At 36.3% G+C, this 25,338-nt stretch carries 26 protein-coding genes and 1 tRNA gene; 9 read left to right on the forward strand and 18 right to left on the reverse strand.

Going from position 1 to position 25,338, the window contains the following annotated elements; all coding sequences use genetic code 11:
- Positions 1-243 precede the first annotated feature (243 nt).
- From ACY2RS_RS14165 to ACY2RS_RS14175, 3 genes are read left to right on the forward strand one after another with little or no spacing between them, the layout of a single operon-like run.
- The gene (locus tag ACY2RS_RS14165; protein WP_490099322.1) at positions 244-1,146 is read left to right on the forward strand and encodes a hypothetical protein; all 903 of its coding nucleotides are present in this window, start codon (positions 244-246) and stop codon (positions 1,144-1,146) included.
- Positions 1,143-2,273 (forward strand): glycosyltransferase family 2 protein, encoded by a 1,131-nt coding sequence (locus tag ACY2RS_RS14170; RefSeq protein WP_490099323.1) that lies wholly within the window; start codon positions 1,143-1,145, stop codon positions 2,271-2,273. Before ACY2RS_RS14165 ends, ACY2RS_RS14170 begins: the two co-directional genes overlap by 4 nt.
- A gap of 46 nt (positions 2,274-2,319) precedes the next feature.
- Positions 2,320-3,189, forward strand: coding sequence for a hypothetical protein (locus ACY2RS_RS14175; protein ID WP_490099324.1), 870 nt, complete (start codon positions 2,320-2,322; stop codon positions 3,187-3,189).
- Between the two features lie 84 nt (positions 3,190-3,273).
- Here ACY2RS_RS14175 and ACY2RS_RS14180 read toward each other — a convergent pair whose 3' ends face one another.
- The 4 genes from ACY2RS_RS14180 to ACY2RS_RS14195 are packed head-to-tail and all read right to left on the reverse strand — an operon-like array spanning position 3,274 to position 6,779.
- Positions 3,274-3,750, reverse strand: coding sequence for a hypothetical protein (locus tag ACY2RS_RS14180; protein WP_490099325.1), 477 nt, complete (start codon positions 3,748-3,750; stop codon positions 3,274-3,276).
- 59 nt (positions 3,751-3,809) lie between these two features.
- Entirely contained in the window at positions 3,810-4,880 is a 1,071-nt protein-coding gene (locus ACY2RS_RS14185; RefSeq protein ID WP_490099326.1) for a tetratricopeptide repeat protein, read from the reverse strand.
- A gap of 55 nt (positions 4,881-4,935) precedes the next feature.
- Positions 4,936-6,417, reverse strand: coding sequence for a M56 family metallopeptidase (locus ACY2RS_RS14190; protein ID WP_490099327.1), 1,482 nt, complete (start codon positions 6,415-6,417; stop codon positions 4,936-4,938).
- A 5-nt stretch (positions 6,418-6,422) separates the two neighbouring features.
- Positions 6,423-6,779 carry a BlaI/MecI/CopY family transcriptional regulator gene (locus ACY2RS_RS14195; RefSeq protein ID WP_490099328.1) on the reverse strand — a complete coding sequence of 119 codons (357 nt, stop codon included), beginning with the start codon at positions 6,777-6,779 and terminating at the stop codon, positions 6,423-6,425.
- A gap of 130 nt (positions 6,780-6,909) precedes the next feature.
- On the opposite strand from ACY2RS_RS14195, the gene ACY2RS_RS14200 reads away from it, so the two are divergent.
- Positions 6,910-7,410 carry a DUF456 domain-containing protein gene (locus ACY2RS_RS14200; RefSeq protein ID WP_490099329.1) on the forward strand — a complete coding sequence of 167 codons (501 nt, stop codon included), beginning with the start codon at positions 6,910-6,912 and terminating at the stop codon, positions 7,408-7,410.
- Between the two features lie 249 nt (positions 7,411-7,659).
- Here ACY2RS_RS14200 and ACY2RS_RS14205 read toward each other — a convergent pair whose 3' ends face one another.
- Positions 7,660-8,214, reverse strand: a complete 555-nt coding sequence (locus tag ACY2RS_RS14205) for a nitroreductase family protein (protein WP_490099330.1) — start codon at positions 8,212-8,214, stop codon at positions 7,660-7,662.
- A 239-nt stretch (positions 8,215-8,453) separates the two neighbouring features.
- Entirely contained in the window at positions 8,454-9,617 is a 1,164-nt protein-coding gene (gene hppD, locus ACY2RS_RS14210) for a 4-hydroxyphenylpyruvate dioxygenase (RefSeq protein WP_490099331.1), read from the reverse strand.
- A gap of 246 nt (positions 9,618-9,863) precedes the next feature.
- Between hppD and ACY2RS_RS14215 the strand changes: the two genes are divergently transcribed.
- The gene (locus tag ACY2RS_RS14215; protein ID WP_490099332.1) at positions 9,864-10,520 is read left to right on the forward strand and encodes an HAD family hydrolase; all 657 of its coding nucleotides are present in this window, start codon (positions 9,864-9,866) and stop codon (positions 10,518-10,520) included.
- Between the two features lie 216 nt (positions 10,521-10,736).
- Here ACY2RS_RS14215 and ACY2RS_RS14220 read toward each other — a convergent pair whose 3' ends face one another.
- From ACY2RS_RS14220 to ACY2RS_RS14230, 3 genes are read right to left on the reverse strand one after another with little or no spacing between them, the layout of a single operon-like run.
- Positions 10,737-12,053, reverse strand: coding sequence for a sugar MFS transporter (locus tag ACY2RS_RS14220; protein WP_490099333.1), 1,317 nt, complete (start codon positions 12,051-12,053; stop codon positions 10,737-10,739).
- A gap of 20 nt (positions 12,054-12,073) precedes the next feature.
- Positions 12,074-13,072 carry an isoaspartyl peptidase/L-asparaginase family protein gene (locus ACY2RS_RS14225; protein ID WP_490099334.1) on the reverse strand — a complete coding sequence of 333 codons (999 nt, stop codon included), beginning with the start codon at positions 13,070-13,072 and terminating at the stop codon, positions 12,074-12,076.
- Positions 13,073-13,087: 15 nt separating this feature from the next.
- Positions 13,088-16,015: a GH92 family glycosyl hydrolase gene (locus ACY2RS_RS14230; protein WP_490099335.1), complete on the reverse strand. Its 2,928-nt coding sequence runs from the start codon at positions 16,013-16,015 to the stop codon at positions 13,088-13,090.
- A gap of 98 nt (positions 16,016-16,113) precedes the next feature.
- On the opposite strand from ACY2RS_RS14230, the gene ACY2RS_RS14235 reads away from it, so the two are divergent.
- Positions 16,114-17,337, forward strand: a complete 1,224-nt coding sequence (locus tag ACY2RS_RS14235) for a metallophosphoesterase (protein ID WP_490099336.1) — start codon at positions 16,114-16,116, stop codon at positions 17,335-17,337.
- Positions 17,338-17,400: 63 nt separating this feature from the next.
- Positions 17,401-17,697: a thioredoxin family protein gene (locus ACY2RS_RS14240; protein WP_490099337.1), complete on the forward strand. Its 297-nt coding sequence runs from the start codon at positions 17,401-17,403 to the stop codon at positions 17,695-17,697.
- A 26-nt stretch (positions 17,698-17,723) separates the two neighbouring features.
- Here ACY2RS_RS14240 and ACY2RS_RS14245 read toward each other — a convergent pair whose 3' ends face one another.
- Both ACY2RS_RS14245 and ACY2RS_RS14250 read right to left on the reverse strand, forming a co-directional pair.
- On the reverse strand, positions 17,724-18,347 hold the full coding sequence (locus tag ACY2RS_RS14245; protein WP_490099338.1) for a polysaccharide deacetylase family protein: 624 nt from the start codon (positions 18,345-18,347) through the stop codon (positions 17,724-17,726).
- 26 nt (positions 18,348-18,373) lie between these two features.
- Entirely contained in the window at positions 18,374-21,673 is a 3,300-nt protein-coding gene (locus ACY2RS_RS14250) for a glycosyltransferase family 117 protein (protein WP_490099339.1), read from the reverse strand.
- Between the two features lie 234 nt (positions 21,674-21,907).
- On the opposite strand from ACY2RS_RS14250, the gene ACY2RS_RS14255 reads away from it, so the two are divergent.
- Both ACY2RS_RS14255 and ACY2RS_RS14260 read left to right on the forward strand, forming a co-directional pair.
- Positions 21,908-21,978 (forward strand) — tRNA-Gln (locus ACY2RS_RS14255).
- 188 nt (positions 21,979-22,166) lie between these two features.
- Complete coding sequence (locus ACY2RS_RS14260; RefSeq protein WP_490099340.1) at positions 22,167-22,595, forward strand: DUF1573 domain-containing protein; 429 nt, start codon at positions 22,167-22,169, stop codon at positions 22,593-22,595.
- A 4-nt stretch (positions 22,596-22,599) separates the two neighbouring features.
- Here the strand turns inward: ACY2RS_RS14260 and ACY2RS_RS14265 are convergent, their stop codons facing one another.
- The 7 genes from ACY2RS_RS14265 to ACY2RS_RS14295 all read right to left on the reverse strand — a co-directional run bounded on the left by ACY2RS_RS14265 (position 22,600) and on the right by ACY2RS_RS14295 (position 25,251).
- The gene (locus ACY2RS_RS14265; RefSeq protein WP_490099341.1) at positions 22,600-22,962 is read right to left on the reverse strand and encodes a hypothetical protein; all 363 of its coding nucleotides are present in this window, start codon (positions 22,960-22,962) and stop codon (positions 22,600-22,602) included.
- The gene (locus ACY2RS_RS14270) at positions 22,962-23,393 is read right to left on the reverse strand and encodes a thermonuclease family protein (protein ID WP_490099342.1); all 432 of its coding nucleotides are present in this window, start codon (positions 23,391-23,393) and stop codon (positions 22,962-22,964) included. Before ACY2RS_RS14270 ends, ACY2RS_RS14265 begins: the two co-directional genes overlap by 1 nt.
- An 85-nt stretch (positions 23,394-23,478) precedes the next feature.
- Complete coding sequence (locus tag ACY2RS_RS14275; RefSeq protein WP_490099343.1) at positions 23,479-24,198, reverse strand: hypothetical protein; 720 nt, start codon at positions 24,196-24,198, stop codon at positions 23,479-23,481.
- Entirely contained in the window at positions 24,195-24,476 is a 282-nt protein-coding gene (gene yidD / locus ACY2RS_RS14280; protein WP_490099344.1) for a membrane protein insertion efficiency factor YidD, read from the reverse strand. The genes ACY2RS_RS14275 and yidD overlap by 4 nt, the downstream gene beginning before the upstream one ends.
- Positions 24,473-24,709 carry a DUF4177 domain-containing protein gene (locus ACY2RS_RS14285; protein WP_490099345.1) on the reverse strand — a complete coding sequence of 79 codons (237 nt, stop codon included), beginning with the start codon at positions 24,707-24,709 and terminating at the stop codon, positions 24,473-24,475. The genes yidD and ACY2RS_RS14285 overlap by 4 nt, the downstream gene beginning before the upstream one ends.
- A 3-nt stretch (positions 24,710-24,712) precedes the next feature.
- Positions 24,713-25,000: a hypothetical protein gene (locus ACY2RS_RS14290; protein WP_490099346.1), complete on the reverse strand. Its 288-nt coding sequence runs from the start codon at positions 24,998-25,000 to the stop codon at positions 24,713-24,715.
- Between the two features lie 95 nt (positions 25,001-25,095).
- Positions 25,096-25,251, reverse strand: a complete 156-nt coding sequence (locus tag ACY2RS_RS14295; protein WP_490099347.1) for a YegP family protein — start codon at positions 25,249-25,251, stop codon at positions 25,096-25,098.
- Positions 25,252-25,338 lie beyond the last annotated feature (87 nt).

Here is a 25,338-nt window from a genome sequence, read left to right on the forward strand (position 1 = left end):
ATTTTCATTTTCCCCGCCCTAAAGGGAGACTTTTCATTACATTAGAGAATTTTCACTCCCTTTAGGGCTGGGGAAATGCTTTTACAGTTAATTTCTTAAAATAAAACTTGCATTACTTGTTTGCATGTAACAATTTTAAAACAACTTTTTCAGCAAAGATGTAGCAATTTTTATTACTATTTTAGCCTTGTGGTATCCCTTTCTTACAAATCTAAACAATATCTTCTCGGCTCCCTAAAGGTTTTGATACTTGCATGGGCATTTTGGTATCTCTACACCAAAATAAATGAGATAAGTGTTCAAGAATGGAGCTATGTAAAAAACACCATAAAGGAAACCTCTAATGCTTGGTTGTATTGCTTCTTTTTTGTGGGATTAGCTATTTTAAATTGGGGCTTAGAAATTCTAAAATGGAAAACACTTGCATCGCACCTTAGCCCAATATCCATAGCTACTGCTGCAAAAGAGAGCCTAGCTTCTTTTACGGTTTCAATACTAACACCCAACCGCATTGGCGAATACGGTGCCAAAGCCATGTATTATCCCTCAAACAAAAGAAAAAAAGTCTTGGCACTCAACCTTTTCGGAAACCTTTCACAACTAGTTTCAACCCTATTTTTTGGCAGTATTAGCTTGTATTATATTGCTATAAAACAGCATCTTACATTTTCAAAAAGCAATGCTTTGCTAGGCATTTTTGTTTTTCTGGCTTTTATACTTTTGGGGTATCTTTTGCGAAAAAAAACTTGGTTAGTACAAGGTCTTTCACTGCAAAAAATATGGGACTATATGGCAACCGTTTCAATATCTAAAAAAATTCTTGTCTTTTCTTTAGCCTTCTTGCGTTACTTGGTATTTAGCCTCCTCTTTTATGCTATTTTATATTTCTTTGAAGAAATATCCTTACTTTTTTTTGAAACAATGATACTCATTTTTAGTATGTATTTATTAATCTCTTTGCTGCCAACTCTTGCAATCTTTGATATTGCTGTAAAAGGAAGTGTTGCAATTTGGGTATTTAATGAAATAGGCATTTCTGAAATTTCTGTGTTATGCACTGTATTAATCATGTGGATTCTTAATACTATGTTTCCTGCCATTATTGGAAGTTTTTTTGTGGCCAACTTTAAAACTTCGGCGGTATGATGTTAGCGTTTACCTTTTTATTATTGTGTTACTTGCTTTTACTTCTGAAATTTTATAAGGGGTATCAAACATTAGTTACACAAAATAAGGATCTTGCAACAGAACAAACACAGCCCTCAAAGACTACTTTTACCATTATCATTCCGTATAGAAATGAAGCCGAACATTTACCCAAATTATTGGAAAGCTTGGCTAACCTCAACTACCCGATCTCACTTTTTGAAATCATTATGGTAAACGACGAAAGTGACGATGCTTCTCAAAAATTAGTGCAGGAAAAAGGTCTTGAAAACCTGCAAAATATCCAAAACAAAAGAAACTCGGCCTCTCCAAAAAAGGATGCCATTACCACTGCCATTACCCTAGCAAAAAGCGATTGGATGGTCACAACAGATGCAGATTGTATGGTTCCTAAAAATTGGTTGCTAGCACTTGATTCCTGTATTCAAAAAACAGATCCTAGTATGATTTGTGGCCCTGTATTGTATGCCAGTGACACCAGTTTCTTGCAAGACTTTCAGCAATTGGATGGGTTGAGTTTGCAGGGTATTACTATGGGGAGTTTTGGAAATCAAAATCCGCTTTTAAGCAATGGTGCCCATATTGCGTACAAGAAAGCTACGTTTATGGCACTAAATGGCTTTCAAGGCAATGACCATGTGGCGAGTGGCGACGATATTTTTATGCTAGAAAAAGTCAAAGCTCATGATCCAGAGGGTTTGCAATACCTGTTTTCAAAAGATATCATAGTTCAAACGCATCCAGAAACCTCATGGCAAGCCCTTATTTCACAACGTGTGCGTTGGGCGTCTAAAACATCGAAAACAAAAAACAAAACTTCGGTTTTGATAGGTTTGCTGGTTTTTATCATTAATTGCATTGCCATTTTACTGCCTGTCATTTCTATTTTGATTCCTTCTTTTTGGGGTTTCACGGTACTCTTTTGGGCTGTTAAAATTTCCGCAGATATTCTTTTTATACAACAGCTACAGTCATTTTTTAGTACGAATATTTCAGCACTAAGAATGCTTCAATGTGGCCTAATCTATCCTTTTATATCGTGCTGGGTGGTACTACAATCTATTTCTGGAAACTATACTTGGAAAGGCCGCCCCCATAAAAAATAAGCATGTCGATTTTTTTTATACCTTTAAATTTCCAAATCCCTTTTTTATGAAAACCCTACAACGTCTCCTATTAGCTGTTTTATTGCTATGTATCACTTTTAGTTCTGCTCAAGAACAGTACACTATAGACGGAACTACCTACACCCTCAACAAAGAAGCTGAAGGTACCATCACGCTATTGTGGAATACTATTGACGGCCAATACCGCTTCTTTTCAAAAAATGGAGCTACCATAGAAGAATTAGTCAATACCAAAGTAAATGGTGACTATCAAGAAGAATACAAAGCGGTGCTAGAAAATCAAACAGGGGTAGATGCAAGCAAGGTAAAACTTACCCTTGGCTCTTTACGTGATTATTATGATGCCTACAACACCAGTAAAGATGCCAATTATCAGGAAACCCCAAAAGTAAAATTAAAAACCCGTCTCGGACTCTTTGCGGGCCTCACCAATAATGTCTATTTCGAAAACCCCAATAATGCCATACAACCTAAAATAGGACTAGAATTTGAGCTTATTGATGCTGCCAAACTAAAAAGACACGGTATTGTTTTTAGACTTAGCCAGACCTTTGAAAGTGATGACCAAAAAGTAAATGCTACACAGTTTTCTTTGAACTACAGATTTAAGTTCATCAAAAAAGAAATGGTTGATGTCTATGTAAATACTAAAGTTGCCACCTACAATTACAATTCTTCAGAAGTTTTGGTTCCAGCAACAGATACTGCTCCAGCACGCATCGAAGAAACAAGCAGCAATGGTCTTGACGCACCCCTTGCCTTTGGTTTGGGAGCCGATTTTAAAGTCGGTCCTGGTTATATTATTGTAAGTTACAATGACATTGTAGCCATTACCCAAGACAACAATGGCGAGTTCCCTGTAGATTTCTCTGTGGGGTATAAACTAGGGTTGTAGTTTGTGGTCTTTGGTCTTTGGTCTTTGGTCTTTGGTCTTTGGTCTTTGGTAATTTAAATATTTACAAATAAACCTTGCGAGTAATCACTCTGTTTTTAAGACTACGGGTAACTGTAATGACACCCTAACAGGAACGCCTCTTTTGTGCGCGGGTGCCATGGCAGGAATGCTATCGATGCTTTGTTGTATCCATGTAGATAGCTTCGGAAATGTTAGTCTCGTAATGCTATCCATTTCAATGTCCTTTAAAGCAATATTCCCTTGATCTGAAACCTCAATTCCAACCCATAAGGTATCTGAAATAGCACGAGTACTCACAAAGTGTTTTGAGCTAAAACCAGCTTGTATTTTTGAAAGTAAGGTCGTTTCGAAACACCTTTTACTCGCTTCTTTTTCTGAAATTTCCTCACAAGAAGTAAAGGTGGGAAATTGATCAACATCTTGCCAAGAGATCGTTTTTAATTCTTCTTCATAAAAGGTATCTGATGAAATCTTATCTGTTTCAAAGTACTGGCAGGAAGCCATACTTAACAGTAAAAATACATAGCATACATTTTTCATAATCACGGAATTTAGCTTCCAAAGACGAAAAATACAACTTTTGTAGCTTTTTTAGGTATTTATTCTTTACCCTCCATGTGTTGCTTGGTTTTAAGATCTCGCAATCGCTGGCTTGCCAGTTCACTATATCGCCCTTTAGGAAATCTATCTAAGTACACTTGATAATATCGAATAATGCTTTCTGTATCTTTAAAATAAGTATCGGCAGCTATGGCTTGTTGATATCTTAAAAGCTCGCTTTCTGGGTTTTCTTTTACCGCTAGAACTACCATCTCAAACACTTTTTTATAGTCTTTTTGTTTCTTGTATATACGTGATAATAATATATACTCCGACTCTAGAGAAATGTCTTGTAAGGCAATGGCCGTGTTAATGTGCCCAATTGCCGTCTCATGATTCCCAATAGCATGAAACGCTCTTGCTATGTTTACATGCCATGCAGGATTTTTATCATTATAGGCTGTGAGAAGGATAGCATATTGCTCAATAGCTTTATTAAAAGCTAGTATTCTCATATAACTATTGGCAAGTGTTTCATGAATTTGCTCATTTGTATGTCCTAACTCGAGTAGTTTTTCAAACACTGCAACAGCTTTATAATCTTCCTTTTTATAATAGTGATATAAGCCTTTTAATACCAAAAACCGTTTGCTATTCTTGTTTACTAGCAGTCCATTATCTAAGTACTTTTTTGCTTCATCAAATTGTCTTTTCTGTACTAGATATCGCCCCATTTTATAGTTAGCGTTGCTATACAAACTATCTTTTCTTAAAATAATAGCATACGTTTCAAAAGCAGCTAAATCTCCCTGTTTTTCTTTAAGTACACCTCGTTGGTATAAATAATTCAGTTGATTTGTATTTGCGAGATATAGTGCTGCGTATAAACTATCTGCTTTTTTATATTGCTTCGTTTCTGCAAGTAAATTTGCATACTGATAGGCCGCAATGGTTTGATTTGGATCTTTTGTAACTACCGTTTTATATAAAGAAAGCGCACGAGGAATATCCCCAAGCGCTTTGTATGTTTTTGCTAATTTTAATTGCCCTTTTACACTAATGTCTTTTTCATAGAAAGAAGCTGCTTTTTTGTAGTCTTGCAAGATATACAAGCTATCGCCTATTTGCATATTGGTTTGCCCGAAACATATAAAGGGGAAAAAAACTGCTATGTAATAAAAAAATCTACTCACTAATTTTAAATGCTATAGGTTGACTATATAAAACGCTTACAGGCTTGTTTTCATGTTCTCCAGGAGTCATTTTGGGTAAGCTATTAATGACACGAATTGCTTCCTGTTCAAGTTCTGGAAGTGGGGCTCTTGCAACCACATCTTCAATGTCTCCCAATTTATTGATTTTAAATTTTACATATATTTTAAGCGTCCCTTCAAGGCCTTTATCTTCTGCTATTTTTACATTAAAATTCTCTGAAATGTGCTTGTTCATAGCTACTTGCATACACTTAGCAATTTCTTTGTTTCCTGTCATAGAATTGCACCCAGGATATATAGGCACACGATCTACTAACGAAAAAGAAACACCTTCTTTTTTTTGGACCTCATAATCATTGTATACACTATTGGGATCATCTAGATATTCTTGAATAGAAGTATATATCTTATCTCCTGGTTTGGTTTCAATAGCCAGAAACTTTAATGCTTTCATTTCTTCTTCTGAAATATTTCCTTTTTTCATAATAGCCTCACTTAGCTCAACTATTTTTTCCATAACTTCAGTATCTCTACTTAAATTGGCTGTTTCACTAGCAGCTTGATCTGCATCATTAGAACAAGAGGTATACACCAACATGCTAAACACTAAAGGCACTAAGACCAAATATTTTAATTGAGAGATGCGATTTGATTTTGATTTTTGTAACATAATAATTCGTTTTTTGATTAATGAATGATTGAAAAATGTATTGATGAATGAAATTGATTCTGTTTGAAACACCTGCGATAAAAGGGTTTGATAATAGGAAGTATTTTGTGTTTTTGCAGCCACATTTTGATCGGCAATATATTCGTGCAATACTTCCATTCTTTTTTGATATACGTAGACCAGCGGATTAAACCAGCATACAATTTTAAAAAGTTCAAAAAAGAGCAAGTCTAGTGTGTGTCGCTCCTTGATATGAACCTGCTCATGTAATACAATGGTACTTTTTTGTACTTCGGAAAGTTCCTCTCCAACATACATAGTGTTAAAAAAAGAAAAGGCCACATCGGTTTTTGGTAATATTACTAAAGGAACACCTTCTATTGTGGTAGCGCGTCCTGTTTTTCTTAATCTGTATATGTTTATTAGTTTTTGACACAATAAAAAAGTGTTTATTCCAACGCCTATCCACCAAATAATCTGAAAGCTCTCCAGAAAAAATGCCATGCTAAAAAACTCGGTCGCAGGAAGCATTGAAGTATCCGTTAAAATTTCCGAAGCACTAGTATCTCCCAAAACAACTGCAGGTAATTCTACCAAATACTGTTGCGGAATAGCTTGTCTTAGGGCTCCAATTTTTAAAAAAGGTAAGCCTATAGAAAGCATGCTTGTACATAGTAAATACAATCTGTTGTATTGAAAAAAAGTTTCCTTTTTCAAGAATACATCGTAAACCACTAAAAACAATAATTGAAACGTTAGCAGCTGTAAAATATAATGTATCATAGCGCTTATTTTTTATTAATTTCATTCATAATGGCCTCCATTTCTTTGATAGAAATGTCATTTTTTTTCATAAAGAAAGACACCATACTTTTAAAACTCCCTTGAAAATATCCATCTACGAGTTTATTAATCGATTGATTGCTATACGCCTCTTTGGTTATTTTAGGAAAATAAATATGCCCGCGACCTTCTTTTCGATAGCCTACCACCTCTTTACTTTCTAAAATACGCACAATAGTAGATACCGTATTATTTGCAGGTTGTGGATCTGGAAATTGCGCAACAATAGTTGCTACATTGGCTTCTTCTAACTGCCAAAGAATTTGCATAATCTCTTCTTCTGCTTTGGTAAGTTGTTTCATAAATGATACGTTTTAGAATCTTTTCTGTTTACAATTTTACAACTAAATATTTAGTTAAACTAATTTTTTAGTTAAAAACTGTAACATTTATTGAATAATGGAGTCTTATGTTTGATTTTTAACACCAACCATGGAATTATTATTTGTTGTTTTAGGCCTCATACTTATGCTTGTAGGTATTGTAGGTAGTTTTTTACCCGTACTTCCGGGCGTACCTGTAAGTTGGATGGGACTTGTGGCCCTATACCTCTCACCCAAACTTGAATTTGATTGGACCTTTATTATTATCACAGGGGTCATTGCAATTGTCTTATACATTCTAGACTATGTCATTCCGGCTATTGGAACCAAAAAATATGGTGGTAGTAAAGCAGGTATTTACGGCACCATGATAGGCCTGGTGGTAGGTATTATTGCCCCTATCCCATTTGGTATTTTAATTGGGCCTTTTGCTGGTGCTTTTATTGGAGAGGTAGCATTTAATAACACCAAAAGTGATGTAGCCATGAAGGCTGCCTTTGGTTCTTTTATAGGCTTCTTAGCCTCTACTTTTGTAAAGTTTATGGCAACAATGATTTACCTTGGTTTGTTTATTTACAAAGTGATTGAGTATCGAGATTTGTTGTTTTAGGGCGGTAGGCGGTAGGCGGTAGGCGGTAGGCGGTAGGTAAAACTAAAAACTCCTCAACTCATAAACACCTAAACTCATAAACTCATAAACTTTTTTAGGCATTAAGAAAATTTAAAAAAGAGTATGGAGCATGGAATATGGACAGGTTGTAAATGAGCCCTTTAAACTCTTAAACGAATAAACTTCTCACTACATACTGCAAGTGCGAAGCACGCCCCACCTACTACAAGCTATAAGCTATAAGCTAACTTACATCCAAACCGTCTTTTCTTTAATAGAACTATTACGAACTCCTTCTGGGAGTGCTCCATCGTATTTGCCTAGATAGAAGAAACCCATACACAATTCATTTTCGGCTAGGTTAAAGAATTGATCCATATATTGAATTAACCCTGGGCTACTCCAATAGGCGCCTATATTTAGCTCATGCGCTGCCAACCACATATTTTGAACCGCCATGGCTGTCGCTGCAACTTCTTCCCATTCAGGTACTCTCTCTTTGGCATCACGTTGCAAGCAAATAGCGATAATAGCGCCTGCCTTTTTGGGATTCTCTTTGAGTTTATTGTATTTGAATTCTGAAAATACTGCCGTTGATTTCTTAAACGTTTCTGCTAAAAACAAACCCAATTTTGCTTGAGAGGCACCGTGCAACACTTTAAAACGCCAAGGCTCTGTCTTTTTATGAGTAGGTGCCCAATTGGCGGCTTCTAAAATGGTTCCGATTTCTTCTTTTGTAATGGGGGTGTCATTATATTGGGCAGGAAAAACAGATCTGCGGTTTTTTATGGCGTCTAAAATCATATGTCATTTTTTTGAAGCTTAAAGATACAGTGTCTTATGACCTAATTTTATTTTTTTCTGAAATTTAATGCTATATAAAACTTTAAAAATATAACAATTGTCTGGTTGAGCGCAGTCGAAACCTATTTTAAACATCAACAAGAAGTAGTTCTCGTCCCTAAGTTTCGTGATTACTCTAACAGATAAAAAAAAGCCGCTCCCTGAAGAACGGCTCGTTATGGTTTGCTTTAAAGGGGTATTTACAAAGTTCCCCTTTTTGCTTGCTGCCTTTCAATAGCTTCAAACAATGCCTTAAAATTACCAACCCCAAAAGATTGAGCTCCTTTTCGCTGGATAATTTCAATAAACATGGTAGGTCTATCTAATACATTATTTGTAAATAATTGTAACAAGTACCCTTCTTCATCACGGTCTATTAATATTCCGTGTTTTTTAAGTACTTCGATATCCTCATCAATTTCACCTACGCGTTCTAACACATCATCATAATAGGTATCAGGCACATACAAAAACTCTACCCCACGATCACGCATGGCAGAGACAGTAGCTACAATATCGTCTGTAGCGAGCGCTAAATGTTGTACTCCTGGCCCATTATAAAAGTCTAAATATTCTTCAATTTGCGATTTCTTTTTTCCTTCGGCTGGTTCATTAATAGGAAATTTTATTCGTCCATTACCATTGCTCATTACCTTACTCATTAAGGCCGTAAAATCGGTAGAGATATCGTCATCTGCAAAAGAGATAATTTGTGCAAAGCCCATGGTTTTGGCATAAAACTCACACCATTTGTTCATTTCTCCCCATCCTACATTTCCAACAATATGGTCAATAAATTTCAAACCTACTGGAGCTGGGTTGTAATGAGACTCCCATTTTGTAAATCCTGGTAAAAAGATGCCGTTGTAATTTTTACGCTCAATGAACATATGAACCGTTTCACCATAGGTATAGATCCCAGATTTGATAACATACCCATGTTCATCTTCTTCTCGGGTGGGTTCCATAAAAGGTTTAGCACCTCTTTTGGTAGTTTCTTCAAAAGATTTAGTGGCATCATCTACCCAAAGTGCAATTACCTTAGCTGCATCACCGTGCAGGTTAATATGATCATTAATAGGACCATCTTTTGTAAGTGGTGTGGTAAGCACCAATTTAATTTTATCTTGTCTTAACACATACGACACACTGTCTTTACGCCCTGTTTCAAGACCTGCATACGCTTCACTTTGAAATCCAAATGCAGTTTTATAAAAATGCGCAGATTGCTTTGCATTTCCCACATACAGTTCTACATAATCTGTACCTAAGAGGGGTAAAAAATCTTCAGCTTCATCAAATAGTTTGCGTAATGAATACTCTGTGTTTTGTAAGTCCTTTAAATTTTTAATTTCTTTTGCCATGTCTGTAGTTTTTAGGCGAGTACCTCCAAAGAAACGAGATACTTTCTTGCTACAAATATCCACAATAATTTTGAGATTTCAGCACATAGATTTCCAGCTAATGGAAAATGGTATGTGATATATAGCAAGAATGTTAATGATCTTATCTTAAATAATAATCTGGTACTCTAAATCTTGTTGATTTGCTGCTTTTTGTTTTTTAAAAAGATACCTTTGCTTTGTTAATTTTTTTACTTCTGAAATGTTATGTTAAAAGCAGTACTTTTTGATATGGACGGTGTGATTGTAGACACAGAACCGTTACACCGTAAAGCCTATTTCCTAATGTTCAACGACATGAATATTCCAGTTAGCGAAGCCATGTACACAGGTTTTACTGGGCAATCTACCCTAAATATTTGCAAGCAACTAGTCGATTATTTTAATATTTCCGAAGCACCCGAAACACTGGTCGCCTTAAAAAGAAAACATTTTAAATATTTGTTCGAAAACGATAGCTCGCTACAATTATTAGATGGCGTTTTAGAACTCATTAAAGATTATTTCAACAATGGTCTTACTTTGGTATTGGCTTCTTCTGCCTCTATGCCAAACATCAATCGTATCTTCGAGCGTTTTGACTTAGATCAATATTTTGTCGGAAAATTAAGTGGTGCAGATTTAAAAGAAAGTAAACCACATCCAGAGATTTTTATTAAAGCTGCAGAAGCTGCTGGACAACCTAGAGCAAACTGTATGGTCATTGAGGATTCTAGTAATGGAATTAAAGCTGCCAATGATGCCGGAATATTTGTAGTTGGCTATGACAGTAAGCACTCTACAGATCAAGATTATAGCAATGCAAACAAAGTGGTTTCTAACTTTAATGAAATTCACTATAACAAAGTAGCAAATCTCTTCTAAGAAGAAGTTTTGACAAGATATTTAGAGCATCAAAACTTTAGTTGATTCTAGCTATTTATACTTAAAAATCCCCTGAAATGGAAAAGCCACCACAGGTGTGATGACTTTTCGCCCCAAATTTGATTAATACCGTTTTGGTATCAACCTACTTATGTTGAACAAAATTAGATAAAAAAACGATGCCGCTTTGTAAGATTATTCGCAAGTGTTTTTCCCCTAAGAACTTAGAGAACTGACGTTCTTAGATTTTACATATCCAAAGTAAAGAATGTAGGCATAACATGTAATTACTAAGAAAAAGGCTGTCTTATACCCTATGCTATCTGCTAACAAACCATACAAAGGAGGAATAATAGCACCCCCCACAATTGCAGTACAGAGTAACCCTGAAGCCTGCGGCTTTAAATCGCCCTGTCCTTCAATGGTTAAGGTAAAGATGGTTGGAAACATGATTGAATTAAACAAACCAACTGCTAAAATAGACCACATAGCTATCAAGCCAGAGCTGCTAATAGAAATAAGCAACATCGTGATTGCAAGTGAAGCAAAAATAGCCAACACTTTTCCAGGTTTCATAATACGCGTTAAATAGGCTCCAACAAAACGTCCTATCATAGCACCACTCCAATACAAAAAGACAAACGCGCCTACAATTCCTTTTGGATCTACCTCAGTAAGATCTTGTCCTAAAATATTTGAGGCAAAAGAGTTCATCATGCTGCTTTCTGTAATCACACCTGCTAAATTCATATCCATAAAATACAAGACCAAAAAGCTGCCAATAGCAACCTCAGCTCCTACATACACAAAAATTCCAGCAACGCCCATCATGACGTATTTATTCTTAAATAGCTTACTATATCCCCCTTTTGGGCTTTCTTGTAAAATCTTAGGTAGTTTTATAAATACAAATAAGATCGCTAAAATAGCAATGCAACCCGCCAGTATTAAAAAAGGTGAAGACACTGCAGCAGCCTCTCCAATATAGTATTCTTGTTGTTCTGTCTCCGTTAAGGCAGCAATAGCATCACTAGACATAATAGTATCGCTTAATAAAAAAGAAGCTCCAATAATTGGTGCAATTGCTGTCCCAAGAGAATTAAATGCTTGGGATAAATTCAACCTACTGGAGGCGCCATCTTCACTTCCCAAAACTGCAACATAAGGATTAGCTGCTACTTGTAAGATGGTAATGCCAGCAGCTAGGGTAAAATAACCAACAATAAACACCCCAAAAATTCGCTCTGAAGCAGCTGGAGAAAACAACACACAACCAATAGCCATCACTGCAAGACCTAGCACAATTCCTTTTTGGTACCCAATTTTTGAAAGTAACCAACCCGCAGGCACAGAGAAAACAAAAAAGGCTCCAAAAAAAGCAAATTGCACTAGCACTGCTTGAAAATTCGATAGTTCAAAAACATCTTTTAATCTTGGTATTAAACTATCCACTAATACGGTTATAAAACCCCATAAAAAGAAAAGAATAGTAACAATAATAAAAGCTGACGTGTAATTTTTTTTGGTCTCCATAGTTGGTATTAAACTAAATATTAGGCTTTGTTATAAAAATCGACAAGTATGTTTTCATTGCGATCTTCTTGATATTTCATCATTCGAAATCCTTCATGAATACAATAGGCTCCCGTTTCTCCAGACTTATTTATAGCGATATAGCCAACTTGAAAGTCTTTGTACTTTTTATTTTTCTTTACAATTCTCAAAATGGCTTCCTCACAGGCTTCTTGTGGTGACATTCCAAGACGCATGAGTTCTACAATTAAAAAACTACCTACTGTTTTAATGACTTCTTCTCCCATGCCTGTAGCTACAGCCCCACCAATTTCATTATCTAAAAACAAACCACTCCCAATAATAGGCGAATCTCCCACACGACCTTTCATCTTATATGATAGCCCAGAAGTAGTACAAGCACCTGCAATATCTCCAGCAGCATCTAATGCAAGCATACCTATCGTATCGTGATTTTCTATATTAATTATAGGCTTATACTGACTCGTTTTTAGCCATTCTTGCCAAGCCTCTTTACTTTGAGGTGTCAACAAATTTTCTTTAGCAAAACCATTGGCAAAAGCAAAAGCCTCTGCTCCTTCACCTGCTAAAATTACATGTGGTGTTTCCTCCATTACTTTGCGAGCCAATGCAGCAACATTCTTCACATTTTTAACATACAACACAGCCCCACAATCTCCTTCAGGATTCATGACACAGGCATCTAAGGTTACATTGCCTTCTCTATCTGGCGCTCCACCATTACCAACTGTAGTATTTAAAATATCATTTTCTTCTACAGCAACCCCTTCAATTACGGCATCTAATGCAGGTTTTCCAGCTTTTAACGCTGCGCCTGCTATAGCATTGGCAGCTTCAAAACCCCAGGTACAAATAGCAATAGGACTGGGTTGAACATGCGTAGATACAGCCAATTTTTCAGCTTCATTTTTTGTGTCGTCACAGCTTATAGCAGTAGCTCCAATGCTCACTCCAATGCTTCCAACAGCTGCTTTTTGAATAAAATCTCTACGTTTCATACGGTTGCTTATTACTTATTCTATCTCTATTTCGTCTACAAAAACCCAAGCTTTTCCATTATAAGGATGCCCTAAATGCCAATCGGGAACGGGACCAAGATTCTTGGCTTTCACTTTAATATGAGTTGCTTTTTTATTTGTTTTAAAAGAAATTGTTTTTATTAAAATCTCTTCACTCGGTTTGGCTGCATCTATTTTTTGCATTCCAATAGATTGGTACTTTTTACCATCTGTAGACAACCAAGCCTCCACCTCGGTAGGGTAAAATATCCAACTGCGTTGGTCTTGTAAAAAGTTTACCTTCACCTCTCGAATCTCTTTTTCACTCCCTAAGGACACTACCGCATCCAAATCACGATCTGAATATCCTTGCCAAGCCCCCGTTCTAAAATCGCGTGCTCCTTTAATTCCATCTATCAAGGCATCTTGTCCGCTAGCACTGTACTCATTAGCATATTGAGCTCCTAAAGCAACACTCATGTTGGGATCTATTTTAAACAATTGTGTACTTAACACCCCGCTCTTTTTGTTTTCTTTTTCGGCATAGGTTTTTATGAGTACCGCTTCGGAAATGTTAAGTGGTGTCTCGTATTTAGTAAATGCGCCATCATCAAGACTGTAATATACCGTTGCATCACTATCGGCAACATCTAATGCAATAGTGGTATTGTTCTTAAAAGCAACATCCCCCGAAGCAATAAAAGGAGTTAGTAGTATTTGATGTTCTTTAATTTCGGTAGCTGGTATTTGGCTGTCTTTAGTCCCCCAATCGCTTGGACTATTAGTCATTTCAAAAACCAAACTTCCACCCGATAAAATTTCCGAATGGTTTAAAAACGTTCTGTCCAAAGCCTTTCCATTTAAGAAAGCAGCTTTGATATAGAAATTTTCAGCAGAAACACCCTTAGCTTGCACCGTAAATTGTTTGCCATTTTCTAGATTGATGGTCGCTTTTTCAAATAAAGGAGATCCAATAATGTATTGATTGCTTCCAGGAGTTACTGGATAAAACCCTAGTGAGCTAAATACATACCAAGCACTCATTTGTCCACAATCTTCGTTACCGCTTACACCATCTGGAGCATTGTGATACAACTCAGTTAAAACTTTTCGAACAATGCGCTGGGTATTGGCCGGTTCGTTTACAAAATTGTATAAATACGCCATGTGGTGGCTGGGTTCGTTACCATGCACATACTGCCCGATAAGTCCCGTAATATCTGCTTGATCTCTTCCAGAAGTCTCTTCTTTGGCATTGAATAAATCATCTAAATGCTGGGCTAATTTTTCTTTACCACCCATCAATTTCATGAGCCCTGTAATGTCTTGTGGCGCATACAAACTGTATTGCCAAGCATTGGCTTCGGTGTAGTTAAAGTTTACTTCATAGGGATCAAACGGACCAAACCAAGTGTTGTTAAAACGTCCTTGCATAAACCCAGTGCTAGGATTGTACATGTTCTTGTAATACTGTCCGCGCTCACTGTATTGTTTGTAGACAGCATCCTTACCCATTTTTTTTGCCATTTGTGCAATGGTCCAATCATCGTAGGCATACTCTAAGGTTTTGGAAACACTTTCACTTTCCATTTCTACAGGAATAAATCCAACTTTTTTGTATGATTCTAATCCCAGTTTGTCTTGGGTTGCACTGTGCATCATAGCCTTAAGCGCTTTGTCTGCATCGTAGTTTGAAATTCCTTTAAGGTAGGCATCGGCTATTACGGGCACCGCATGATAGCCAATCATACAACCAGTATAGTTGGCACTTAAATCCCAGATAGGCATGATGCCACCTTCGTCGTATTTTGCTAAAAAAGTATGTATAAAATCGTTGGTGCGCTCCTGTTCTATGATCGTATAAAGAGGATGCGCAGCTCTATAGGTATCCCATAAAGAGAATACCGTATAATAGTCAAAATCTTTGGTTTCATGAATTTCTAGATCCATGCCTCGGTATCTTCCATCGACATCCTGATACAAATTTGGTGCAATCATGGTATGGTACATGGCAGAGTAAAAGTTGGTAAGATTGTCTTGATTAGGATCTTCTACCACAATTTTTTGAAGTTGATGCTCCCACGTTAAGCTTGCTTCTTTTCTTAGATCATCAAAGGTTTTTTTCCCTATTTCGGCCTCCCTATTTTTTTTAGCTCCCGCTACATCTACTGCCGATATACCAATTGAAATGTAGACGGGTTCGTTGTTTGGATTTATAAACTGCATGGCATCTCTTCTCCCTCCAGGCATTCCTTGTTTTGGAGGAGATTGTAATAGTTCTTTAAAAGGATGCGACGTCTTGATGCTAAAAAACAAACGTTGGTCAGTTGCCCATGCTTCAGAGTGCCTATATCCGCTTATTTCGGTATCCGAAACAATCTCAATGTTCGCATCAAGTACTTTATCACGATGTACGAGATCTAAAATAACCACTTGGTTATCTGCAGTAGGAAATTCATACTTGTGCATGCCTGCTCTTTTAGTCACTGTTAACTCAACATCAATATTAGTATCGTCTAAATGTACTTTATAGTAGCCCGGAGCAGCTTCTTCTTTGTCATGAGAGAATTTTGAGCCATAGCCTTTTTTCCCATCGGCACCATTGTTAAAGTTAATTTCGTTGGTCGGCATGAGTAAAATATCTCCATAATCACTTACTCCTGTACCGCTTAAGTGGGTGTGACTAAAACCATAAATATAATCGTCGCTATAATGATAGCCACTACAGCCATCCCAGCCATCGAGACGTGTGTCTGGACTTAATTGTATCATTCCAAAAGGCTGGGTTGCTCCTGGATAGGTATGTCCATGACCTCCTGTACCAATAAAGGTATTTACATAGTTTACTAAGGGATTTGAATTATTTGCTTGTGTAACCGTTTCTCTTTGAGCACAACTTGCTAAAAGCAGCAATAGGAGAAGTGCAAAAGCATCTTTTTTCATGGAGGTTTTTTAAGAATGAAAAGATACAATTTTAAGACCTTCTTCACAATAGCGCAAAAAAATTGTAGGTATCTTTAACATTTCAGAAAACACACCCTATGCTACGTTGGATTATTCCTATTATTCTATACCTTCTTATTGATATTTATGCTTTTCAGGCTGTTAAAACAGTGAGTAAAAGTCAATTATTAAATGGTTTTTATTGGCTAAGCTCTTTGGTGCTTATTGGTCTTTTTATTTACGCACTAGCATCTGGACAGGCGCGAACCAATCCTAAAATGATGTATATTTTTGGGTTTTTCTTGGCATTGTTTGTACCAAAACTCATTGCAGTCATTGCCATGTTTGGCGAAGACATTGTTCGTCTTTTTGTAGGGCTATTTGCAAAAGTAGGAGGCGGTGATGAAGGATTTTACATGCCCTCAAGACGCAAATTTGTTAGTACCATTGCGCTAGGGATTGCAGCTATTCCATTTGCAAGTCTTTTGTATGGAATGGTGAAAGGAAAATACAACTATAAAGTATTACAATATGCGCTAGAATTTGAAGATCTCCCTGACGCATTTGACGGCTACACGCTAACCCAAATTAGTGATGTTCATAGCGGTAGCTTTGACAATGCTGAGAAAGTAAAATACGCTGTTGATTTAGTAAACCAACAACAAAGTGATCTCATCCTTTTTACGGGAGATTTGGTCAACAATGTAGCTGATGAAATGACCCGTTGGAAAGACACCTTTGCAACACTTCGTGCCAAAGATGGAGTCTACTCTGTATTAGGAAATCACGATTATGGAGATTACGTACAATGGGGTTCTAAAGAAGAAAAAGCAAACAACTTGCAAGCACTTAAAAATATTCAAAAAGAAATGGGTTGGGATTTATTACTCAACGAAAGCCGAACTTTTGAACGTAACGGACAAGCTATCAAACTGGTAGGCGTAGAAAATTGGGGTGAAGGCGGATTTAAAAAAGCAGGAGATCTAGAAAAAGCCTGTACTAATGTCTCAGCTCAGGATTTTACCATTTTAATGAGTCATGATCCATCGCATTGGCAATCGCAAGTAAAGACACACCCAAAAAACATTCAATTAACACTAAGTGGTCACACACATGGTATGCAGTTTGGCATTGAGATACCGGGCTGGTTTAGATGGAGTCCTGTGAAATACCGCTATCAAAATTGGGCTGGAATTTATGAAGAATTTGGCCGCTATATAAATGTAAATCGTGGTTTTGGATATTTAGGATATCCTGGGCGTGTTGGTATTTGGCCAGAAGTAACGGTCATAACTCTTAAAAAGAAGGCCAAAACCGCGTAGTGCTTGTAATTACGGTATAAATGTTATATTTGTAATACAATCGATCCCAAAACGAGAAACCTCATGTCAAAATTTGGAGAACTTATTGAAACCAACATCCCCGTACTACTCGACTTTTATACCGAGTGGGACGAAGCTTGCAAACTCATGCATCCTGTGCTTAGAGATGTAGCAGCAGCACTTGGCGACAAGGCACGTGTTATAAAAATTGATGTTGAAAAAAACAACGAATTGGCAGAAGCACTTCGCGTAAAAGGCCTCCCAACGCTTATGATTTACAAGCAAGGTGAAATGAAATGGCGCCAAAGCGGTGAGCAAGATGCCAATACTTTGATAGGCTTGGTTCAAGAATACGTTTAGAAATTTTAAGTTTTGAGTGCTAAATTTTAAATTGCACCACACTCCCACCCTTTTTGCTTACAGTGCGCCAAGACTTTTGGTAAGACATATCTTAGGTTCTTTTCTGCTTTTAGGCTATCGTGAAATACAACAACACTTCCTGGTTTTATATTTTTAATGACATTTTGAAGGCATCTTTCTTCGGAAATATTTGTATCGTAGTCTTTGCTTAAAAGACTCCACATCACAATGTTGTATCCCTGTTTTTGAAGTGCTTTTGACTGTCTTGAAGTCATTTTACCATAAGGCGGTCTGAATAGTTTGGTGACTGGTGATTGGTAATTAGTGAATTGTTCATGACACAAATGAACGTCTTCAACATAGTTTTCAAAACTTGTTTTCCAACCATTAAGATGGTGTTGGGTATGATTCCCTAGAGCATGCTTAGCTGCTAAGATTTGTTGAAATACTTCTGGATGTTTTTTGATATTATCACCAATACAAAAAAACGTTGCAGCGGCTTGATGTTCTTCTAATTGTTGAAGCACCCAGGGTGTGACTTCTGGAATGGGGCCGTCATCAAAGGTTAGATATACAGTATTTGTAGTATCAGGAAACGCCCAAACTCGTTTCGGGAATAACCGCATTACGAATTTGGGCGTTTGTATCATTTATTAAAATTTCAGAAAAACAAACCTTATTCATTTGCCTGCTTGAGCAGATCTAAGAAAGCAGAATCTAAAGAAATGTTTTTGTTTTCTTCTTCATTTGGAATGTTGTCAAGATTGATGCCTTCCTCTGGGGAGTACAAATACGGGAACAATTTAATATAGCCATTAAACGTAACAACTTCTTTCTCGGCATACTCCTTATCATCTTCTTCCAACAATACATTTACAAGGGCTCTGTAACGCTCCATGCTTGTGTAGATTTCGGTACGCATGTCTATTTGTTCTTTGGTTTTAAAACCACTAAAATAGATAAGATTTTCTTGGTAAATTTTTGCCAATTGCTCGTAAATCTCGCGTGCTGTTTCTGGCTCATTTACTTTATAATACCCAATTACATAAGGTTCTAATAAAGAGTAGAATTCAAACTTATCTACAGGCATTTTCTCCATCGCTAAATCTAAGATATCTTTGGCTTTATCTAACTTGTTCTCATTAATTAATGTTTCAGCCAAACGTGCCAAATTACTTCTATAAGTCAACCCATTTCTTCTTGTTTCTACATCGTGATAAATATCTGGATCACCACTATTACCCCAATCCCATTTTTTGACAATCTCATAGGATTTATCGGCGTCAATACGACCCATATCATATGGATTATCTTTGTCTAATGGTGTTTTTATAGGCACTAACTTGTAGACCACTCCATCCATTTGCAAATAATCTTTCATCCATAAATAATCGTCGTCTCCAAAGCTACCGCCACTAAAATAGATAGGTCGCTCCCAGTTATTGTTTGCAATAATATCTAGCATTAAAAGCCTGTTTTTATATATCACTTCACCCTCAAGGGAAACGTCAATATAAGGTACTATTTTGTCTGCATCTTTCTGCGCTACCACTCCATTTTTAAGCACCACTTCTTTGTTTACAGGAATCCTAAAACTCTTGGTTGGGAAAGTGTTGACTACCTGTCCGCTACTAGGGATTTGATACATGGTTCTTGGATCGTCTGAGGCAACCCAATCCATCCAAGTTTTAATGCTTATGGTATCTTCTTGTATTTCACCATAGATAACATAATCTCTAGAACCCCATTTGTACTTATCGTGTGTAAGTTGAGAAGGTATTGGATCACTATCGAATGCCTTTTTCTTCATGTCGTCTATGTACCAATCTGTGGCAAACAAAGCCGTATTAATAACACGCACGTCACGTCTGTAGCCCTCAATGTTTTGCAAGTACCACAGGGCAAAGGTGTCGTTATCACCAATGGTAAAAATAATTCCATTCTCTTCGATACTGTCTAGATACATTCGTGCCATAGATTGTGCAGTGTATCTGTTTGATCTGTCATGATCATCCCAATTTTGAGACGCTAACAATACAGGAGCTCCTAACATCGTGAGTGTCATCACCACTGGCAATGCCATTTTGGGCTTGATGTATTCTTTTAGAATTTCATATAAGGCATACACTCCATATCCAATCCAGATGGCAAATACATAGAAACTTCCTACCAAGGCATAATCACGTTCTCTAGGCTCGAACGGACGCTCATTTAAATATACTTTTAAGGCCAATCCTGTAAATAGGAAAAACACCAAGAGCACCCAAAATGTTTTCTTATCGTATTTGGCTAGGAAGAGTATTCCTAATAACCCAATCAATAATGGAAGGAAATAATAGGTGTTTCTAGCTTTGTTTTCTAGCGCATCTGTAGGTAGGTTTTTTTGTGGTCCAATGAGCATGGAGTCTACAAATGGAATTCCGCTAATCCAGTTTCCGTGTAATTTGTCATAACGTCCTTGTACATCATCTTGACGTCCTGCAAAATTCCACATAAAATAACGCCAGTACATGTATCCAAACTGGTACTCAAACATAAAGCGCATGTTCGTAAAAAAGCTTGGCTTTTCAACCACAAGTAAATCGCCAAAGTTTTTCAGGAATTTATCGTACTCTTCGGCGTCTACAAGTCCTTTTTCATAGGCTTCTCTAAAACTAGCAACTTCATCAACAAGTAACTGTTTATCTCTAAAATTTTCTGGTGTCACCTCAAAATCAACAGGTCCCATAATCTCCATATAATTGGCATTATGTTCCATACTCCACATCCTTGGAAAGAACCCTTTTTGATCATCATCAAAATTTTGCTTGGCATTTTTTACGTCATTTACAATTACGTATTTTTTTGTCTTGAGGTCTTTTTCATACTTAGGTTTGTCGTCTAAGAATGGATTATCATCATCTAATCCAACATACGCCTCCGTAAATTGCGGCCCATAAAACAGGTGTGTTTCTGGGTACTGTTCACGATTATAATAGGCTAACAATTCACGTGCATTGTTAGGGTTATTTTCATTAATTACCGTTCCTGCATTGGCACGTATTGGTAGCATTAACCAACTAGAGAACCCAATAAAAATAAAAAGCACACATAGTAACAGGGTATTTAGCTTTACATAACTCTTTGTTCTTGTGTAGCGCAGTCCGAAATAGAACACTGCTAAGAAGATAAGACCTGCGATGATGGTACCAGAGTTAAATGGCATGTTCATGGTATTGACGAAGAAAATTTCCGAAGCACTAAAAAAGCGCAGGGTCATAGGTAATAATAACTTGAAAATAAACAACAAAATAGCCACGGTAACTACATTGGCGATCAGGAAATTTTTAACGGTTACTTTCTTATAGTTTTTAAAGAAGTACAAGAAACCAATTGCTGGAATCGTTAAAAGCCCCATGAAGTGAACTCCAAAAGAGAGCCCTACTACAAAGGCAATTAACACCACCCATTTATCTCCGCGTGGTTCGAACATTTCTCGTTCCCACCGCAGACCGGCGTAAAATAAAACCGACATGATAAAGGCAGCCATAGCGTATACCTCTGCTTCTACAGCACTAAACCAAAAACTATCTGTAAATGTGAAGGCCAAGGATGCTACTGCAGCACTTCCTAGAATTGCCATCTGGTTGCTTTTGTTGAGTGTATCGTTGGCTGCTACAAGGTTTGAAAGCAAAATAGTAACGGACCAAAACATAAATAATATAGTGAAGGCACTTGCAAAAACAGACATTAAATTAATGGTAAGGGCAATGTTAGTAGCCTCCATAGCAAAAATAGAAAAGAACGCTCCCATTAACTGGTATAATGGAGCTCCAGGCGGATGCCCTACTTCTAAATTACTCGCTGTGGTAATATACTCTCCAGCATCCCAAAAACTTGCTGTTGGTTCTACTGTACTCCAATAGGTAATTAATGCCACTGCAAAGACAAACCAACCTAAGATGATGTTCCATTTTTTAAATGTAAAAGACCCCATATATATATTCCTTTTTAGGTACTGCGAATGTACTACTATTTCTCGTTTTTTGGGAATACTCCCACTACATTAAACTCCATAACGTAGTACCTTAAAGACTTATTTCACACACAGAATATTACAGCAATTATTTTTTTACATTTTTATTTGTAGGGTTTACATTTTGTATTAAATTTGCATCCTCTAACGCAGCAATATGTTGTTTTAGAAGACGAAGGTCTCTAAACTTGGTATTGTCCCATGGTGTAATGGTAACACTCCGGTTTTTGGTACCGTCATTCTAGGTTCGAGTCCTAGTGGGACAACAAAGACAACCCGCAAGCTTTTGTTTGCGGGTTTTTTGTTTCTTTTATCCAAGAATTCTTGCAGCTCTGTAAGAAACCCCTTTATCATACTATTTGAATACAGTATTTTGTGAGAAGCCTATTACATTCTTAGGTTTTTACCTAGGTCGTTAGTAGCTTTATAGGATCAACTAACACCTAATAGACCTTTGAAAACAACATACACCTTTATGGCCTGCATGCTATTTATGCTATGCAGCTATGCGCAAGACACCCTTGGAGTGACAAGCACCCTAACGGCAGAAGAAATAACAAACCCTCCACCAGCCACTGGACCAAATTTACACCTTGAGAAAGAAGCCATTCATTTTAAATCTATTACGGTAGGGGAAACAAAAAAAGGAACACTTAATATCTTTAATACTGGAAGAGAAGCATTAACAATTGATAACTTAAGTACGACCTGCACTTGTATTACAGTAAACATGGCTAAAAAGTTACTGAACACTGGAGATATGTCTTCTTTAGAATATACGTTTGTACCCACACGCAAAGGTTCTTATAGAGAAACCATTTATATAGGCAGCAACGCATCTCCAGAAGTTACTATTATTGAGGTGAAAGGGGTTGTGGAGTGAGTTTTCAATGCTGATAGCATCTTCCATTAGTGTTTTTAGTTCTTCTTTTACAACGTCTGCCAGATTTTGTTTTACCACTGCATTGTTTTGATGAAGTGCTTTTTACAGGTTTGCTCTTGGTTCTTTCCTTTGGAGTTTTAATTGCATTTCCACTTGAAACTGTTGTGACAGGATCGCATACAGAACAAGGATCGTATCCTACACTTTTTGCCTCTGTTAAATCAATTTCAATTTTAGAGTATTTTAAATACCTACAGTTACTTGTATGGTATTTCTCTCCTGTTTTTGTTATGCAAACAGTTTGAGCATTCACTTGAAATGTGAAAGCTATGCCAATTATAAAAAAGATAAGTTTGAAGGGCTTCACTATTTATTTTTCTTTTTCTTATGAGCGCGCCACTCCCATGGCGCAATAGCCTTTTCATCACTCCACAACCCCAATTTTTCTATTCTAGCTTCATCTTCAATTGCTTGCAAGAGGCTATCTTTTGAATACTTGATATAATGCCAAGCTAGACCTTTTTTTACCAACTCGTAATTTAAAGTTAAAGAATCATTATAGTACACCATAGCAATAGAACGCCTGTATCTATCTTTTTTTAAAACTTCTATGTTAACTGTTTTATTGAAGATAGCCTTGGAGACAAACTCTTTTGCTTTTTTTGAAAAAGGTTGCTTTTTTTCTGGACAATCTATATTAGCCAATCGTACTTTTATAAGTATTGAGTCTTGTGTTAATAATTTAAATGTATCGCCATCTGTGATCCCAACAACTTTGCCTGTTAATGTTTGGGCCACAGAATTGAAGGCTACAAAGAAGAGTATAAAAAATATCTTTAAATATTTCAAGCTAATTTTTGAAGTTAAAGGTAAGACATATATTCTATCTTCTCATTTCTTTAACCAATTGCATTGTTGCACTTTTTATAAAGTCCTCCATCAAATAGCTTTCAACACCTTCATATCCCTTTATTTTTCTTGAAAATTTTGATTCTCTATTTTTTTTATTAGTAGGTTTTGATATAATGCATCCTTCTACACAAGGTGTATAATTAAACTTATATACCCCAGCTAACTCATTAGATTGTATAAGAACTATTTTAAACTCAACAGAGGCCCCAAAACGCTTTCTAACAATAGAAGTTTCAACTTTTTCTTCATTATTTTTGTTAAAATATTTATTAGTCTCATATATTATGTTGCTATCTAATTTAGTCAACTCAATAATTAAATCTGTATCAGATTTATCTTTTAATTGACTATAGTCAATATTATTTACATCGTTATTTACAATCTGATTAAATAACTGTCTATCTCTAACAATAAAACCGCTAGATAACAACTGATTTTCTATAGCATTATATAGATAATCCTTATTTTTTAATTGGTATTCTTCATTTTTATCAGGATCTGTAACAGTATTAGTAACTTGAGGTACACGCAGAACAACTTTAGGGTTTTTATTTATAGCCAAGAAATCTTTTAAAGTTTCTGTCTTAAGAATTTCATTAGGTTTTTGTGAAAACTTAAGGATTTTTGTTGTTGTACAGCCATTTATGATTAAAACAATAGCTAATACCTTGACGAAATATAGACTTTTCATAATCTGTTTATTATTGATTCATTTATTTCCACTTCCTTAAAAACTTTATTTTCAATTGTTACAAGTATAACTTCATCATCAATCTTAATGATATTATAATTAGAATTGCAATTTCTTGTACGAAAAAAAAAGGCTTTAAGTCCTTCTAAAAGTCCTTGCTCACTTGTAGTTTCAAAAACATAATTTGAACAAGAAACCTTAAACAAACAATGCCTTCTTTTGGTTTCTGGGACATACTTCCAATACAACTTAATTATAAAAAGTAAAAGGTATTTCATATCTCTTTACTAAACACAATCATTTGCTTTGATGTCGTGAAACCTGGTTTTGCACCTAGACCAAAACACCCAGATTCTGGCTGCACAAAAGTTGAGACACTTTCTAAACGAACATAAAACCAACCTTGGTCAGAATAATTCTTTATTATTTCTTGTAGCTGCTCTGCAACATGATTAGATTTTCCCCCATTTTGATTAATAGAGGCTACGAAGGGTATTACTTTATATTCCATAGATTATAATTGACAATAAATAATTCTCATATTTCTATCTCCTCTTTTATAGCCTGGTCTTGGTAAAGAAAATTTACTGATCATTTCTATATTAGTAGCTTTGCTTAGATCATACATTTTCCAACCCATCTTACCAGAACTGCTATATCCACCAATCTGAAAAGCTCTCAATCCCTCATTTCCAGCAGTTGTTTCGCCGTGACAATGAGGCTCAACTATTCTTATTTCATCATCATAGTAAAACTGTATCACACTTTTTTGATTTATCGAATTACATACGAGTACATTCATAATTATTAGTTTTAAAATTCAACACTTCAAACCTAATCTTATTAAAAACCAAACCCTTACGGATATCCGTAAGGGCTCATTTTTAAATACTATTATTATCCAGAATAACCATTGCGTCTTGCATTTTCGATACAATCAGATTTATTGACATAACCTTCAGTTGATGCGCCTACTATTTCGCCATTTGGAGCTGTTCTTCTCCATCTCCACTCATCACTTTTGTCTTTGTAAAATTCCCATTTGTCATTCATAATTATAAAATTTTTTGATTGTCCGTAATTTATCATAATCCTGTAATGCCTGCTATTACTATTCTATCGAACAAACGCTCTCCAAAA

It is taken from the genome of Patiriisocius sp. 208BN25-11 (genome assembly GCF_058147145.1).